This is a genomic window from Microbulbifer variabilis ATCC 700307, assembly GCF_000380565.1.
GTDB classification, from domain to species: domain Bacteria; phylum Pseudomonadota; class Gammaproteobacteria; order Pseudomonadales; family Cellvibrionaceae; genus Microbulbifer; species Microbulbifer variabilis.
On the sequence record NZ_AQYJ01000029.1, the window covers coordinates 26,642 to 40,407 of the forward strand.

A 13,766-nucleotide genomic window follows, 5' to 3' on the forward strand; every position below is an offset into this window, starting at 1 on the left:
AGTGAAATTCTTACTACTGGGTGAGGGCGCCACTAAAGTCCAACTGCCGCCAGGCTTCGTAGATGACGATGGCGGCGGCATTGGATAGGTTAATACTGCGGCTCTCCGCACGCATCGGGATACGCAGGGTGTTTTGGTGGCCTACTTCCTGCAGAAATTCCGCCGGCAGCCCCCGGGTCTCGGGGCCGAAGACGATAGCGTCGCCGTCATGATACGCCACAGAAGTATGGCTATGACTGCCTTTGGTGGACAGGGCCAATACCCGGGCCGGTTTTTCGCTGTCGAGAAAAGTCTGCCAGTCCTGGTGGCGAACTACACGGCTGTATTCACTGTAATCGAGCCCGGCGCGGCGCAGGCGTTTATCGTCCATATCGAAGCCGAGGGGCTCAATCAGGTGCAGCTCGGCGCCGGTATTGGCGCAGAGGCGAATAATATTACCGGTGTTGGGGGCAATTTCAGGTTGGTACAGAACAATCTTGAACATTCGCTGGGAGTCGCCTGTGGTGGCGCTATATGGCTTGGCTGAATTGAGCTGGGCGGAAGTGCCCAGCTTTGCATGGCTGCGGATTATTCCACAATTAGATGGGGGTGGCGATCTCCTCGCAGTCGATTTCCACACCCAGTTCGTTGGCAATCTGGTCGAGTTCATCGCGCAGGCCATCGAGATCTATATTCTCGTCCACACTGATGGTGCATTCGGCGGTGAATAGGGGCTCGCCACTCCAGGGTGTGCTGCTGTAGATGGTCTCCAGCTGTTCCATATTGATATGGTGGGCAGTGAGCGCACGGGAGATTTCTCGAACTATGCCTGGACGGTCATTGCCTACCAGCTTTAGGGTAAGGGTCTGCTGTGGGGAGGTTGAAACGGCCACGGCATCTTCGATTACCAGGTTGTATCCGTCGTCGGCCAGTTTGGCGAGGGCATCTTTCATGGGTTGGCTTTTGTCACCGGGTACGGCGACACGCAGAATACCGGCAAACTTTCCTGCGAAGTGCGCCATATGGCTATCTTCCCAGTTGCCGCCGTTATCAGCAATGGCTGTCGAAAGCTTCTCTACAACACCGGGCTTGTCGTCACAGATCATAGAGATAACGAGATGCTGTTGCATGTAATATTCCTTTACTTCACTAGAGACCAATAGAAAGCATTGTAATAGGATCTCGTCGGATAACTCTATCGGTCAATCTCAAAGCCATTATCTTTCACGCCCGTACCGGGTAACTTGCGAGGGACTGTCGATGAAGGTACTTGCCGATTTATGTGTGATTCCCATGGGTGTAGGGGTGTCCGTAAGTAAGTATGTTGCAGAGTGCGAGAAAGCGTTGGCGGAAGCCGGGCTTACTCACCATTTACATGCTTACGGCACCAACATAGAGGGGGAGTGGGATGAGGTGATGGCGGCAGTGAAAGCCTGTCATGAGCGGGTGCATGCAATGGGTGCTGAGCGCATCACCACCAGCCTGAAATTGGGAACTCGTGTAGACCGTGACCAGTCATTACAGGATAAGATCGACAGTGTGCGATCGAAGCTGGATTAACGATAACAAAACAGGAACGATTATGACGATCAATATCAAGAAATCTCTGGTAGCGCTAGCTGGTGCTCTGGCCCTGGCCACTGGCGCGCAGGCTGCCGACTTGAGTTCGGTAATCAAGGGAGACCAGCGCAGCAAGGAGTACGCCGCTCGTGACCAGTACCGCAATCCCGCAGAAACCCTCAAGTTTATGGGAATTGAGCCGGATATGACCGTTGTGGAGATTACTCCCGGAGGCGGTTGGTATACGGAAATTCTCGGCCCCTACCTGAGTGAGAAGGGTAAGCTCTATGCGGCACACTTTCCTGAAGACAGTGAGTCTGCTTATTATCAGCGCTCCCTGAAGAACTTTAAGGAAAAGCTCGCAGGTAATGAAAAAGCCTACAAAAACGTAGTTATTACTGAGTTCTCACCCCAGACTGGCCGTGAAGTTGCACCTGCCGGCAGTGCTGATGCCGTAGTGACCTTCCGCAATGTACACAACTGGATGTACCGCGATTATCAGGATAAAGCGTTTGCTAGCTTTTTCGCTGCCCTAAAGCCTGGCGGCATCCTGGGTGTGGTTGAGCATCGCGCCAAACCTGGTACCAGCATGGAAGATATGATTAAGAGTGGTTATGTCACCCAGGAGTACGTAATTGAAGTCGCTAAGAAAGCGGGTTTCGAGCTGGAGGAAGCCAGTGAGGTGAATGCCAACCCGAAAGATACTGCCAAGCACCCGAAAGGGGTTTGGACCCTGCCGCCCTCGCTGCGCCTGGGGGATGAGGATAAGGATAAGTACCTGGCCATTGGTGAGAGCGACCGCATGACCCTGCGCTTCCGCAAGCCAAAGTCTTAAGCCACAATCCCACCTCGCTGATATCGTCAATATTGGGAGCGGCATTTGCCGCTCCCATCTCACCCTATCTGATAGTTGTATGATCATTCCCTATGAACAGCTGGATGCCAGCACCCTGCAGAACTTGTTGGAAGAATACGCCACCCGAGAAGGCACCGAATATGGTGAGAGCGAAGTGGAATTACCGGAGAAGGTTGCGAGCTTACGCCGACAGCTTCAGTCCGGTGAGGTAGTCATCTGGTTTGAACCGGGTGAGGAGAGCGTCAACCTGGTGCTCGCCCAGGATCTGCCCACCGATGTCTGATTACCTGATAGATAGCCCCCAGTCACCCAAAGCCCGCTTTCTGTTTGCCCACGGTGCTGGCGCGCCCATGGATAGCGAATTTATGCAGGCTCTTTCCCATGGGTTGTGTGGACAGGGTGTAGAGGTGATTCGCTTCGAGTTTCCCTATATGGCCCAACGTCGCACCGGTGGCAGTAAGCGCCCGCCTAACACCATGCCCCAGCTCGAGGAGTGTTTTCGCGAGCAGATTGCGCATTTTTCGGGAGGTTTTCCCTTATTTATTGGTGGCAAGTCCATGGGGGGGCGGGTGGCGAGCCTGCTTGCTGATGAAAGCTTTGCCGAGAGTTTGATTGCAGGAGTTGTCTGCCTGGGCTATCCGTTCCATCCTCAGGGCAAACCGGACAAGCTGCGCACTGAGCATTTACAGGCGATCTCCTGCCCGACGCTCATCGTTCAGGGGGATAGAGACCCTCTAGGCAACCGTGTAGAAGTCGACACTTACGGATTAGCAGATACTATCGAAGTTGAGTGGCTGGAGGATGGTGATCACGACTTTAAGCCCCGCCGTGCCAGTGGTTTTACGCATGCAGGGCATTGGCAGTCTGCGGTGGAAATAGCGGCGCAATTTATGCTGCGGTCTCAAGGACGATAATACGCTCTTCCTGAACCAATAAGGGGCTCAACATGGCCATTTGGGCGCGGCGCTCCTCACTAGTGTACCAGTGTTGCCAGTGCAGCTCGGATTGCCACTTCGATAGGGTGAAGCGGCGCAGGGGATTGCCCTTTTCGATATAGGTCTGCCCTTCGATAAAGCCGATGGTGCGGTAGGCACAGGTCAGTACCTTGCGTGCTGCCTCCTCATAGCTACTCTGCATTTCGGCAGCGATCTCCCGCTCAATCAATACATAAATCATTGTGTACCCAAATCGCGATAGGGCCTTAGAGGAGTTTAGTGCGTCAATCCTGGATTTAGGTGACTGCCAGTTTTCGGGTGACGAAGCCCGTTAAATTGCGCACAATTGGCTATATGAAGTTTGATCACACTCTCGACGCCCGCGGCCTCTTGTGCCCGGAGCCTGTAATGATGCTGCACTCAGCGGTGCGAAATGTCGCCGATGGGGAGGTACTGAAAATGCTTGCCACTGACCCGTCCACCCAGCGGGATGTACCTAAGTTTTGCCAATTTCTTGGCTATGAGCTGGTTCAACACGTTGAGGAGAATGACGAATTCGTTTTCTGGATTAGAAAAGGGGAATAGCCGGTCGAGATCTTTTGCTGCCGCCCCAGCCCATAATGGCAGGGACGGCAACACACTCCTGGATACAATTCTCTGCCGACTAGATGGTCGGTCGAATAGATTATGGCGCCGTTACCAGTGCGGCGATGGCGGCCAATGCCTCCGGGTCCTCTGATTTGATCTTGTTGGCGATATGGTGCTGGAAAAAGTAGCGAAAGCCCACGCTCTCCTGTGCGGGGTACAGGCAATGGTCACCCGGCAGTACCGGGGTGGTCTCAACGATATCGTGGTCGATCAGCATGCCGTGGATCAAACCATCGGCGTGCAGGCGCCAGCTGATCACCTCAATTAACGTCAGGTTCTCCCGATCCTCATCCATAAATACCGCGTGGGTGCCGATGGTATCGGGGATCTCCTGCAGCACTTCTTCAGCTTTGCTGCTCTCAAACTCAAAGTATTCCGCCGCAGTCTCCAGCTCGACGACTTTGTGAATGGGTGGGTGGTGGAAGATTTCCTCAATGCCGGGATCGTAGTAGCCCTCAAAGCGTCCATCTAAAGGGTCCTTGATGTCTGGACAGGCCACTATTGAGTTTAACCAGGGAACGAGGCCTACGACCTCGCCATTTGCTTTAAGCCCCCAGCACAGCACTTTCAGACTGTAGAAGTCTGTTCCGCTGGAGTTGTTGGAGTAGAGCATTTCCAAGCCGTCGAGTTCTGGCGACAGGCGGATAAAGCGCCGGTCCGCAGAAGTCTCGATCGGCTCGCCGGTGAAGAGGTCAACCACATTGTTAATGCTGTGGTCTGTCATGGAACACCTCCTGGCAGGGCCGGTTGTAAACCGTCTCCACTCAGACAAAGGTGCGACTACCTATGCCCTATCTCTGAAGGAAGACTGAATCAGGAGGGTATTTGACTACTTTATCCCTCCTCCGGGAATTCGCTGAAAGGGCAGGTGCCCAACGCGGCATCCCTGCCAGTAAAGGTATATGTTGATTTGCGGAAATACAACCAGCGCTGTCAATTGGCTCCACTGCGGCACAGCTTTGATCGAGGCGCCTGCGTTGATATAGTCCCCGCCTTTGCGATACCCCGGAGAACACCTTGCCCGTTCCTAACCCAAAAATGGCTTCAGTTTCTACAATTTTGCCTATGGCGGATCGCATAATTGGCGTCTTTAATCGTTGTTTTGCGGATCCAAATGGGCTCAATACCCGACTTTGTGGCGGTTTTCCTGAACCCTACTACCGCCCCGCCGCCATGAACAAGGGGGCTCACCAGGTGGAATTTACCTTGGATTATGCCGCCAGCGCCCTGCACGAAGTGGCCCATTGGTGTGTGGCCGGGGAGGCGCGCCGCCTGCTTCCTGACTATGGCTATTGGTATGAAGCGGATGGGCGCAGCCCTGAGCAGCAGGCTGAGTTTGAGCTTGTGGAGGTCAAGCCCCAGGCGCTGGAGTGGGTCTTCGCGCGCGCCTGTGGTTTCCGGTTTCGGGTCAGTGCAGACAACCTACAAAGCGGCCTGGGCCCTAGCGACACCTTCAAGAAGGCAATCTGGGAACAGGTGCAGGAGTACTGTGCCCAGGGGCCAAACGCTCGGGCGAGAACTTTTGCCCAGGCACTGGCTGAGGAGTTTGAGTGCCCGGACCCGCTCGATAAGGATGCCTACCAATTGGTGGAGTTATCGTGAGCAGCTATCTGATTGACGCCTCCGTCTATATTTTCCGCTATTACTTTGCGCTGCCGCCCAACTGGGAGAGCCGCAGCGGTTACTCCACTGAAGCTGTTTATGGCTTCACTAATTTCCTGCTGGATATGTTAGCGCGAGATCCGCGCCATATAGCCTGTGCTTTTGATGAGTCTCTGGGCAGTTGCTTCCGCAATGAGCTGTACCCGGACTATAAATGCAGTCGCGCTATGCCCGATGAGGCATTGGCCTTCCAGCTGGCGGCGTGCCGGGAGATGGCGGAGGCCCTGGGAATTGCCAGCTTCTCCAGTGAGCGTTATGAGGCAGACGACATTCTTGCCACCCTCACCCGAAAGCTGCGAAGGCACAAGCCGATTGTTGTGAGCCGCGACAAGGATCTGGGGCAATTGCTGGATAGGGGGGCCTCCTCCCTTTGGGACTTCGCTGCGGATCGGCATATGAATAGCGAAGCCTTGGAGCAAAAGTTTGGGGTGAAACCGGCACAGATTGCCGATTATCTGGCACTGGTAGGGGATAGCAGTGACGATATTCCCGGAATTCCAGGTGTTGGTCCCAAGACAGCGGCGCGACTACTGGAGGCTTTTGAGGGCATAGAGATGCTCCTGGTGCAGCTGGAGCAGGTGGCGTCACTACCTATTCGTGGTGCCAAGGGAATTGCCCAGCGCTTGCAGGAATTTGAAGAGCAGTTACGTCTGGCCAAGCGCCTCACCAGCCTGGAAGAGAATATCCCCCTGGGTATTGCTGTGGCAGATCTGCGTCCGCAAGTAGTGGACCTGGATCTGGCCCAGGCCCTCGCGGAAGAATTTGGTATCGGGGGCCTGAAAGGGAAGATGGTGCGGACCGTGAGCCGTATGGATGGAGAGCTTGCATGAGTGAAAGTTTAACTAATGGTGCCAGCCTGAAGATTGTCGCGGATGAAAATATTCCGGCCCTAGAGCAATACTTCGGGGATCTGGGCACACTGGTACGTTACCCTGGCCGAACCCTTACCCGTGAGCAACTTGCCGACGCCGATATTCTGCTGGTGCGCTCGGTCACGCGAGTAAACCAAAGCCTGTTGGAAGGTACGCCAGTCCGCTTTGTTGGTAGCTGCACAATTGGCACTGACCACCTGGATACCGACTGGCTGGAGCGCAATGGCATTTATTGGAGCGCCGCGCCGGGCTGTAATGCCAACTCCGTTGTGGAATATGTATTCTGTGCTCTGGCGGCCCTGGGGGCCGACTGGCGTGGGCGCAGCTTTGGAATTGTCGGTTGCGGCAATGTTGGCGGCCTGCTGCAGAAGCGGCTGCACAACCTGGGCGCTACCTGCGCTATTTACGATCCCTGGTTACCAGAGAACCCAGACTATGCGCCGTTGGAGCAGGTGCTTAGCCAGGATATTGTGTGCCTGCATGCTCCTCTGGTTAAAAGTGGCCTTTACCCGAGCTTACATATGATTGGTGCGGAGCAGCTTGTACATATCCGGGATGGAGCGGTGCTGATTAGTGCCGGGCGGGGTGCGGTGGTAGATAACCGCGCACTGCTTCAACTCCTGCAAAAAGAGCGGCGTTTTAGCACAGTGCTGGATGTCTGGGAAAATGAGCCGGGTATTGATACTGAACTATTGAAATTGGTTGACCTGGGCACGCCGCATATTGCCGGCTATAGCCTGGACGGCAAGCTTGCGGGTACTCACATGATTCGAGAGGCACTGTCGAATGCGCTGGACCTGGCACTACCTGCAGTGGATAAAAGTACGGGATGTGAGGCCGCGCAAAATAGAATTGTCTCAGGAGGCATCCAGGCAGAACTGCTGTTGCAAATGTATGATCCCCGCAATGATGATTGCCGTCTGCGTGAAGCGGCGGAAGGCCCTGAGCCGATGTCTAAAGCCTTCGACCGTTTGCGCCGAGAATACCCCGAGCGCCTGGAATTTTCTCATTACAGTACGTCGGCGCAAAACCTGAGTGAAAGTGATAAAGAGCAGTTAGCGGTGTTGGGGCTTAAGTGCAATTAGACAAGCAAGTAAAAAAACTGGGGCTGATTATCAACCCCTGGGCGGGTGTCGGTGGCCCGGCGGGGCTTAAGGGCAGTGATGGGGCTGAGGCGGTGGCACAGGCGCTGGCTGCAGGGATCGAGCCTCAATCCCACAAGCGCGCCGCAATCGCCCTGGAGGCATTAGCCCCTTTTCGCGAGCAATTGGAGCTTCTGTGTTTTGCCGGTGATATGGGTACAGATACCGCTCGCGCGCTCGGTTTCTCTGTCAATGAGGTGGGGGCTGCCGATAGCAGCCCATCCACTCCCGCAGACACGGAAAAAGCAGCTAAAGCGATTCGCGATGCCGGTGCTGACCTAATTGTTTTTATCGGTGGAGATGGCACTGCACGCAATATGGTTAATGCCCTTGGGGAGCATTTCCCTGTGCTGGGCATTCCTGCCGGAGTCAAGATGCATTCCGCATGTTTTGCTATTTCCCCCAAAGCTGGCGGCGAGGTTTTACGGCGCCTCATGTCCGGTCAGTTGGTGGATTTGTGTGAGCGCGAAGTGCGGGATATCGACGAACAATCTTTTCGCCAGGGTAGAGTGAGCACCCGTTATTACGGCGAACTGTTGGTGCCCCAGGAGGGGCATTTTTTACAGGCAGTAAAAAATGCCGGGCGTGAGGTGGAAGAACTGGCTGTGGCAGACATTGCCGCTGAGATTGTTGAAGAGTTGGACCCCGGTACCCTGTACATTGTTGGCCCCGGCTCAACAACCCTGGCGATAATGAATGAGCTGGGCTGTAAAGGTACTTTGTTGGGGGTGGATCTGCTGATCGACGGTGCCTTACAACAGGCGGATGTGGGTGCACCACAGATCGAGGCGGCGATCGCTGCGCACCAGGGCCCAATAAAAATCTTGCTCACTGCTATTGGTGGCCAGGGGCACTTGATTGGCCGTGGCAACCAGCAGTTTTCCGCAAGAGTTCTACGGGAAGTCGGGCGTGATAATTTAATGGTTGTCGCTACTAAAACCAAAATAACTGAACTTGGAGGCCGCCCCCTGTTGGTGGACAGCGGTGAGCCGGAATTAGATCGGGATTGGAGTGGCTTTATCCGGGTAGTTACCGGCTACCGGGATGCGATTTTATACCCATTGAGTAACGGAGAAGTTTGAGTGTCTACCAATTGGCAGCAGCTACTGGAGCTGGTTGAGTCCAAAATAGCGCAGGGTGGCAGAGACAGTCGTCGTCTGTTCCACGGCCGTGGCCGTTGCTATGAGGGGTTGGAGCAGGTTTGTGTCGACAGTTTTTTTCCAGCGCTGCTGGTGACTTTTTTCGAAGAGTATGAAGGAGAAGCGGAGTTGTGCGAAACGCTCTGGCAACTGGCAGAGCCGCACGATTACCGTGGTATTGCTACTCAGCGCCGCTACCAGACTGGCGCCCCGATAGAGTGGCAGTGTGGTGAGCCTGTGGCAGCTCCGATGGCACAGCGTGGTGAACTGAAGTTTCCCCTGACCTTTGAGCGACAGAACGTTGGTTTTTTCCTGGATATAGAACCAGGGCGCACTTGGTTGGAAGAACAGGTTCGTGCCCGGGCGGAACAGGGGGCTGTGAAAATGCTGAACCTGTTTGCCTTTACCTGTGCCTTTTCTGCTGTGGCTCGTGCAGCAGGGGATATTGAAATCGTCAATGTGGATGTGAATCGCGGTGTGTTAAATCGCGGGCGCGAAAACCACGAAGTGAACGGTTTGTCCCTGAACGGCATTCAATTCCTGCAATTTGACGCGCTGCGTCAATTCAAGCGTTTTGACCGCCGAGGCCCTTTCCAGTTGGGCATCGTAGATCCGCCCACACGCCAGAAAGGCCGTTTTGATGTGAGTCACAATTACGAAAAACTCGTACGACAATTGCCGGCCTGCCTTGCAGATGAGGCGGATTTGCTGATGGTCATCAATTCCCCCCGTCATAGTGAGGCGCATTTCCGCGAGCTGATCCTCGGCGCTGACAGAGGGTACGAAATTGTGACCCGCTTAGCGCAGAGTCCGGATTTTCCCGATCGGGACCCGGATGCGGCATTAAAAATGTTGCACGTAAAATACCGCCGCCAGGAATAGCGGCGCTATCTTTTTAGGGTATTTGAGCGGGCTGTTGAAATTTTTTGGCCGCTTGCCGAGCGGAACAGAAATTCTCCAGTCGTAAGTTGTGTATGTGAGTGCATGACCGGCCGAAAAGGGTTTATGGAAAGGTGTCATAAACCCTAGTTGAAGAGCAATAGATCCTTTTGGGCAGGTTGTTAAATAGCAGCAAATTCCCGCATCAGGCGTTCCATTAGGGTCTGTAATTTTGTAGATGATGCATCGCGTACTGCGCTATTGAGAAGCTGCGCGTTGCTCTGTCCTGACTCTGCATCTGCATTAATCAGCAATAGAAACCCGCGGTGGGTCAGTACAGTTTCTTCTGCCGCTTCCTGGCGAACCAGCTGGGAAAAAGTAATATAGCCACTTTGCTTTAGCCAGCTGATTGCTCCCAGGCAGGCCAAATGACGTGGCGAATGTAACCCGAATTCATCAGGGCTATCGGGCCCGGCGATGTCCTCAACATAAATTGTTGTGGGTAGGGGAAACTGGCCGAACAGTGCCAGCAGAATCCTGCCGGCATCCCGGTAGAAATCGTGAATATGTAAATCGTCCAACATCAGCGGGAATATCGCTCCAGAAAGTAGCCCAGGCGGGTCATCGCGTGGGATAGGTCATCTGCCCTTGGCAGGAATACGATGCGTAAATGATCCGGTGCATCCCAGTGGAAAGCGCTGCCCTGTATCAGCAGGATTTTCTCCTGGCGTAAGAACTCCAGCACCAGCTGCTCATCATTTTCGATCTTGTGGTGATCGAGGTTCAACTTGGGAAATAAATAGATGGCGCCGCTGGGTTTAACGCAACTTACTCCCGGAATGTCATTTAGCATCTGATGGCCCAAGTCCCTCTGCTGGCGCAAGCGTCCACCGGGTAGCACGAGATCGTTGATACTCTGGTAGCCACCAAGGGCTGTTTGTACAGCAAACATTGCCGGTACATTGCCACATAGTCGCATGGAGGCAAGTATATCCATGCCTTCAATAAACCCTTTAGCGCGATGTTTCGCGCCGCTCACTATCATCCAGCCTGATCGAAAACCGGCTAAGCGATAAGACTTGGACAGACCGTTGAAACTCAGGCAGAGCACGTCTGGAGCCAATTTGGCCATTGGGGTGAACTCGGCATCGTCGTAAAGAATTTTGCTGTAAATCTCATCGGCGAAAACGACCAGGTTGTGGCTGCGTGCCACTTCAACGATATCCTCCAGTAGCTCCTTTGGGTAAATGGCGCCAGTAGGGTTGTTGGGATTAATTACGACAATGCCGCGGGTACGAGAGGTAATCTTTGATTTAATATCCTCGATATCCGGCAACCAACCTGATTCCTCATCGCAGCGGTAGAGTACTGGTGTGGCACCGGTGAGGTTGGTGGCCGCCATCCAAAGAGGATAATTGGGCATGGGCAGTAACAGCTCATCACCGTTATTGAGCAGTGCCTGGGTAGCCATGGAAATTAGCTCTGAAACACCGTTGCCCAGGTAAATGTCGTCAATATCAACGCCCTGGATACCCAGGGTCTGGCACTCCTGCATAATGGCTTTACGCGCAGCGAAAAGGCCCTTTGATTCGACATAGCCCTGGGCTTGGGAGAGATTATGGATAACATCCTGGATAATCTCATCAGGAGCGTCGAAACCGAAAGGGGCGGGGTTGCCGATATTCAACTTCAGGATTCGGTGGCCTTCTTCTTCCATCCGGTAGGCCTGCTCCATGACAGGGCCGCGGATCTCATAGCAGACGCCGTGCAGTTTTTCAGATTTATGGATGTCCTTCATGGTGGTTCGGCAGCCCTGTAGCTTGGCAGGAGCGGTCCTGGGCCGCGTGCGAGCTGCGCGAAAGCCGGGAAGTTCACTGGCGGCGAGTGCCGCTCCTGCGGGAACTGGTAAAAATGGAACAAGAGAGTATGTCAAAACCAAAAGACGATAACTACTGGCGCGATAAGCTGACAGATGAGGAGTTTGAGGTATGTCGCAAGGGGGGGACAGAGCCACCATATACCGGCGAATATTGGGATGTTTTTGACGAAGGCGTTTATCGTTGCAAGTGTTGTGGCGAAGTTCTGTTTGATTCCGGAGCGAAATTTGAGAGTCACTGCGGCTGGCCCAGCTTTGATGCAGAGTTTGCCGAGGGGATAGTGCGAGAGCTCCCTGATAACAGTTTCGGTATGCAGCGAGTGGAGGTGCTTTGCAGCAAGTGTGACAGTCATCTCGGGCATATATTTGATGATGGCCCTACAGAAACCGGGTTGCGTTACTGTATTAATTCCTTATCGGTAAAACTGGATAAAAGCAGCGGCGAGGAAGGGGAAGAAGAGTGATTGAAAAACACTGGAGTCGCTGGCTGTTGTGGGCCCAATGGGTGCTGCTCAGTGCGATTGTTCTGGCCGGACTCGCGCTGAGATTTGGGCTGCTGCATTTCAGTATGGCTTTCAAGGTGTTCACCTACGCCGGTGCTGCGGCCCTGGCGATCGCCTTGGTCAGCCTGTTGATCTTTGTCTGGGGGGTACGTAGTAACAGCGCCGTGACCCGTAGTAATGCGTTGTGGGCAGTATTGCTCGGCCTACTGCCGGTGGCAATTCCGCTGATCACGGTGGGCAAGGACAACTTTACTGTGCCGAGAATTCACGATATCACCACTGATACCCGTAACCCACCCCAGTATCGTGTGGTGCCGGGCCTGCGTAAGCCGGGGGAGAACAGTGCGGAATACGGAGGGGAAGAGGTGGCAAGGTTGCAGCGGGAGGCCGATGTTTATGGCGATATCTACCCCTTGCATGTGCACCTGCCGGTCGAGCGCACTACTGAACTGGCCGCTGAGGTGGCTAAGGAGCTCGGCTGGGAAATTGTTTCCTACGAGCCCAGTAATGGCCACCTCGAAGCCGTGGATCGAACTCTGTTGCTGGGATTCACGGATGATATTGTTGTGCGAGTCAGGGCAGAAAGTGACGGTAGCTCACGAGTGGATGTCCGGTCCAGCTCACGGGTTGGGGTGAGTGACCTTGGTGCCAATGGAAAGCGTATCCGAGAATTTCTGGAGGAGTTGCGCCTGCATGCAGTCAGTGCGGCGAACAGTGCCGTCTCCCAGGGCCGGAAATCTGTTCCCTCGAATCCACCGGGTTAGGTAAGTGCCTGACAATAAAAGAAAAAAATTTTAACTCGGGTGTTGACAGCACCCTGAACGGTACATAGAATGCGCCCCACTTCTGACGCAGAGCTACACTTTAAAACGCAGCGATGACGACAGAGGTGATTCTGGGTCCCCATCGTCTAGAGGCCTAGGACACCGCCCTTTCACGGCGGTAACAGGGGTTCGACTCCCCTTGGGGATGCCACGCGGGAATAGCTCAGTTGGTAGAGCGCAACCTTGCCAAGGTTGAGGTCGCCGGTTCGAACCCGGTTTCCCGCTCCAAGTTTCACGCTTCACGAGTAGATCTCTAGTCCGCTCGGGAAGTATCGCCACAGAGAAATCCGTGGCCACTGCCATGGACAGCATGGCAGCACAGGGCCGAAAGGCTGCAGTGCAAGTTTCTGTCCCCATCGTCTAGAGGCCTAGGACACCGCCCTTTCACGGCGGTAACAGGGGTTCGACTCCCCTTGGGGATGCCAATACGACCTGGCAGCAATGCTGCCGGGTCAAATTGCGGGAATAGCTCAGTTGGTAGAGCGCAACCTTGCCAAGGTTGAGGTCGCCGGTTCGAACCCGGTTTCCCGCTCCAAGTTTTGCTTTACAGGGTGATGTTCAGGTCATATCTGGAGAGTGAAGCCACTGGAATACCAGTGGCAATGCCATGGACAGCATGGCAGCACGGGACCGACAGGTTGTAGTGCAAGTTTCTGTCCCCATCGTCTAGAGGCCTAGGACACCGCCCTTTCACGGCGGTAACAGGGGTTCGACTCCCCTTGGGGATGCCAATAAGGCCCGGCAGCACTGCTGCCGGGCCAACCCAAAGCGCGGGAATAGCTCAGTTGGTAGAGCGCAACCTTGCCAAGGTTGAGGTCGCCGGTTCGAACCCGGTTTCCCGCTCCAAATAAAAAGCCGCTCAATCGAGCGGCTTTTTAATTTTCCGATATA

18 protein-coding genes and 6 tRNA genes are annotated in these 13,766 nt (G+C 54.4%); 18 read left to right on the forward strand and 6 right to left on the reverse strand.

Annotation, left to right across the window (positions count from 1 at the left end):
* Window positions 1-13: 13 nt before the first annotated feature.
* Both trmL and G367_RS0118760 read right to left on the reverse strand, forming a co-directional pair.
* The gene (gene trmL, locus G367_RS0118755) at window positions 14-484 is read right to left on the reverse strand and encodes a tRNA (uridine(34)/cytosine(34)/5-carboxymethylaminomethyluridine(34)-2'-O)-methyltransferase TrmL (RefSeq protein ID WP_020414705.1); all 471 of its coding nucleotides are present in this window, start codon (window positions 482-484) and stop codon (window positions 14-16) included.
* A 94-nt stretch (window positions 485-578) separates the two neighbouring features.
* The gene (locus G367_RS0118760) at window positions 579-1,109 is read right to left on the reverse strand and encodes a glycine cleavage system transcriptional repressor (RefSeq protein WP_020414706.1); all 531 of its coding nucleotides are present in this window, start codon (window positions 1,107-1,109) and stop codon (window positions 579-581) included.
* 130 nt (window positions 1,110-1,239) lie between these two features.
* Between G367_RS0118760 and G367_RS0118765 the strand changes: the two genes are divergently transcribed.
* From G367_RS0118765 to G367_RS0118780, 4 genes are all read left to right on the forward strand, one after another.
* Window positions 1,240-1,539: an MTH1187 family thiamine-binding protein gene (locus G367_RS0118765; RefSeq protein WP_020414707.1), complete on the forward strand. Its 300-nt coding sequence runs from the start codon at window positions 1,240-1,242 to the stop codon at window positions 1,537-1,539.
* Window positions 1,540-1,561: 22 nt separating this feature from the next.
* Window positions 1,562-2,374: a class I SAM-dependent methyltransferase gene (locus tag G367_RS0118770; RefSeq protein ID WP_020414708.1), complete on the forward strand. Its 813-nt coding sequence runs from the start codon at window positions 1,562-1,564 to the stop codon at window positions 2,372-2,374.
* 79 nt (window positions 2,375-2,453) lie between these two features.
* Complete coding sequence (locus G367_RS0118775) at window positions 2,454-2,678, forward strand: YheU family protein (protein ID WP_020414709.1); 225 nt, start codon at window positions 2,454-2,456, stop codon at window positions 2,676-2,678.
* Entirely contained in the window at window positions 2,671-3,309 is a 639-nt protein-coding gene (locus G367_RS0118780) for an alpha/beta fold hydrolase (RefSeq protein WP_020414710.1), read from the forward strand. Before G367_RS0118775 ends, G367_RS0118780 begins: the two co-directional genes overlap by 8 nt.
* On the opposite strand, the gene G367_RS0118785 is transcribed toward G367_RS0118780, so the two are convergent.
* On the reverse strand, window positions 3,284-3,571 hold the full coding sequence (locus G367_RS0118785) for an antibiotic biosynthesis monooxygenase family protein (protein WP_020414711.1): 288 nt from the start codon (window positions 3,569-3,571) through the stop codon (window positions 3,284-3,286). The two genes, G367_RS0118780 and G367_RS0118785, sit on opposite strands and share 26 nt — an antisense overlap.
* 113 nt (window positions 3,572-3,684) lie before the next feature.
* Here G367_RS0118785 and tusA point away from each other — a divergent pair, with 113 nt between their 5' ends.
* Window positions 3,685-3,915, forward strand: coding sequence for a sulfurtransferase TusA (tusA, locus tag G367_RS0118790; RefSeq protein ID WP_026305254.1), 231 nt, complete (start codon window positions 3,685-3,687; stop codon window positions 3,913-3,915).
* Window positions 3,916-4,015: 100 nt separating this feature from the next.
* Here the strand turns inward: tusA and G367_RS0118795 are convergent, their stop codons facing one another.
* Window positions 4,016-4,702, reverse strand: coding sequence for a hypothetical protein (locus G367_RS0118795; protein WP_020414713.1), 687 nt, complete (start codon window positions 4,700-4,702; stop codon window positions 4,016-4,018).
* Window positions 4,703-4,995: 293 nt separating this feature from the next.
* On the opposite strand from G367_RS0118795, the gene G367_RS0118800 reads away from it, so the two are divergent.
* The 5 genes from G367_RS0118800 to G367_RS0118820 are packed head-to-tail and all read left to right on the forward strand — an operon-like array spanning window position 4,996 to window position 9,675.
* Window positions 4,996-5,580, forward strand: coding sequence for an elongation factor P hydroxylase (locus tag G367_RS0118800; protein ID WP_245556721.1), 585 nt, complete (start codon window positions 4,996-4,998; stop codon window positions 5,578-5,580).
* Window positions 5,577-6,470 (forward strand): 5'-3' exonuclease, encoded by an 894-nt coding sequence (locus G367_RS0118805; protein WP_020414716.1) that lies wholly within the window; start codon window positions 5,577-5,579, stop codon window positions 6,468-6,470. Before G367_RS0118800 ends, G367_RS0118805 begins: the two co-directional genes overlap by 4 nt.
* Entirely contained in the window at window positions 6,467-7,597 is a 1,131-nt protein-coding gene (locus G367_RS0118810) for a 4-phosphoerythronate dehydrogenase (RefSeq protein WP_020414717.1), read from the forward strand. The genes G367_RS0118805 and G367_RS0118810 overlap by 4 nt, the downstream gene beginning before the upstream one ends.
* Window positions 7,588-8,736: an ATP-NAD kinase family protein gene (locus G367_RS0118815; RefSeq protein WP_020414718.1), complete on the forward strand. Its 1,149-nt coding sequence runs from the start codon at window positions 7,588-7,590 to the stop codon at window positions 8,734-8,736. The genes G367_RS0118810 and G367_RS0118815 overlap by 10 nt, the downstream gene beginning before the upstream one ends.
* A complete protein-coding gene (locus G367_RS0118820) occupies window positions 8,737-9,675 on the forward strand; it encodes a class I SAM-dependent methyltransferase (protein WP_020414719.1) in 939 nt (312 codons plus the stop codon).
* A gap of 179 nt (window positions 9,676-9,854) precedes the next feature.
* Here G367_RS0118820 and G367_RS0118825 read toward each other — a convergent pair whose 3' ends face one another.
* Together G367_RS0118825 and G367_RS0118830 are read right to left on the reverse strand one after the other, a co-directional pair.
* Window positions 9,855-10,256 carry a hypothetical protein gene (locus G367_RS0118825; protein ID WP_020414720.1) on the reverse strand — a complete coding sequence of 134 codons (402 nt, stop codon included), beginning with the start codon at window positions 10,254-10,256 and terminating at the stop codon, window positions 9,855-9,857.
* On the reverse strand, window positions 10,256-11,470 hold the full coding sequence (locus G367_RS0118830) for a pyridoxal phosphate-dependent aminotransferase (RefSeq protein ID WP_020414721.1): 1,215 nt from the start codon (window positions 11,468-11,470) through the stop codon (window positions 10,256-10,258). The genes G367_RS0118825 and G367_RS0118830 overlap by 1 nt, the downstream gene beginning before the upstream one ends.
* Before the next feature lie 128 nt (window positions 11,471-11,598).
* On the opposite strand from G367_RS0118830, the gene msrB reads away from it, so the two are divergent.
* The 8 genes from msrB (at window position 11,599) to G367_RS0118870 (ending at window position 13,721) form a co-directional block, all read left to right on the forward strand.
* The gene (gene msrB / locus G367_RS0118835; protein WP_211214958.1) at window positions 11,599-12,012 is read left to right on the forward strand and encodes a peptide-methionine (R)-S-oxide reductase MsrB; all 414 of its coding nucleotides are present in this window, start codon (window positions 11,599-11,601) and stop codon (window positions 12,010-12,012) included.
* Window positions 12,009-12,815: a DUF1499 domain-containing protein gene (locus tag G367_RS24310; RefSeq protein ID WP_020414723.1), complete on the forward strand. Its 807-nt coding sequence runs from the start codon at window positions 12,009-12,011 to the stop codon at window positions 12,813-12,815. The genes msrB and G367_RS24310 overlap by 4 nt, the downstream gene beginning before the upstream one ends.
* Window positions 12,816-12,950: 135 nt before the next feature.
* Window positions 12,951-13,026: transfer RNA gene (locus G367_RS0118845), tRNA-Glu, on the forward strand.
* 1 nt (window position 13,027) lies between these two features.
* Window positions 13,028-13,103: transfer RNA gene (locus tag G367_RS0118850), tRNA-Gly, on the forward strand.
* A gap of 121 nt (window positions 13,104-13,224) precedes the next feature.
* A tRNA-Glu gene (locus G367_RS0118855) sits at window positions 13,225-13,300 on the forward strand.
* Between the two features lie 34 nt (window positions 13,301-13,334).
* Window positions 13,335-13,410, forward strand: a tRNA-Gly gene (locus tag G367_RS0118860).
* Between the two features lie 120 nt (window positions 13,411-13,530).
* Window positions 13,531-13,606 (forward strand) — tRNA-Glu (locus G367_RS0118865).
* Between the two features lie 39 nt (window positions 13,607-13,645).
* A tRNA-Gly gene (locus G367_RS0118870) sits at window positions 13,646-13,721 on the forward strand.
* Window positions 13,722-13,766 lie beyond the last annotated feature (45 nt).

Excerpts from the sequence above, each read along its gene's own strand:
- trmL (WP_020414705.1), bottom strand. The coding sequence starts at position 484 with ATGTTCAAGATTGTTCTGTACCAACCTGAAATTGCCCCCAACACCGGT.
- G367_RS0118760 (WP_020414706.1), bottom strand. The coding sequence starts at position 1,109 with ATGCAACAGCATCTCGTTATCTCTATGATCTGTGACGACAAGCCCGGT.
- G367_RS0118765 (WP_020414707.1), top strand. The coding sequence starts at position 1,240 with ATGAAGGTACTTGCCGATTTATGTGTGATTCCCATGGGTGTAGGGGTG.
- G367_RS0118770 (WP_020414708.1), top strand. The coding sequence starts at position 1,562 with ATGACGATCAATATCAAGAAATCTCTGGTAGCGCTAGCTGGTGCTCTG.
- G367_RS0118775 (WP_020414709.1), top strand. The coding sequence starts at position 2,454 with ATGATCATTCCCTATGAACAGCTGGATGCCAGCACCCTGCAGAACTTG.
- G367_RS0118780 (WP_020414710.1), top strand. The coding sequence starts at position 2,671 with ATGTCTGATTACCTGATAGATAGCCCCCAGTCACCCAAAGCCCGCTTT.
- G367_RS0118785 (WP_020414711.1), bottom strand. The coding sequence starts at position 3,571 with ATGATTTATGTATTGATTGAGCGGGAGATCGCTGCCGAAATGCAGAGT.
- tusA (WP_026305254.1), top strand. The coding sequence starts at position 3,685 with ATGAAGTTTGATCACACTCTCGACGCCCGCGGCCTCTTGTGCCCGGAG.
- G367_RS0118795 (WP_020414713.1), bottom strand. The coding sequence starts at position 4,702 with ATGACAGACCACAGCATTAACAATGTGGTTGACCTCTTCACCGGCGAG.
- G367_RS0118810 (WP_020414717.1), top strand. The coding sequence starts at position 6,467 with ATGAGTGAAAGTTTAACTAATGGTGCCAGCCTGAAGATTGTCGCGGAT.
- G367_RS0118825 (WP_020414720.1), bottom strand. The coding sequence starts at position 10,256 with ATGTTGGACGATTTACATATTCACGATTTCTACCGGGATGCCGGCAGG.
- G367_RS0118830 (WP_020414721.1), bottom strand. The coding sequence starts at position 11,470 with ATGAAGGACATCCATAAATCTGAAAAACTGCACGGCGTCTGCTATGAG.
- msrB (WP_211214958.1), top strand. The coding sequence starts at position 11,599 with ATGTCAAAACCAAAAGACGATAACTACTGGCGCGATAAGCTGACAGAT.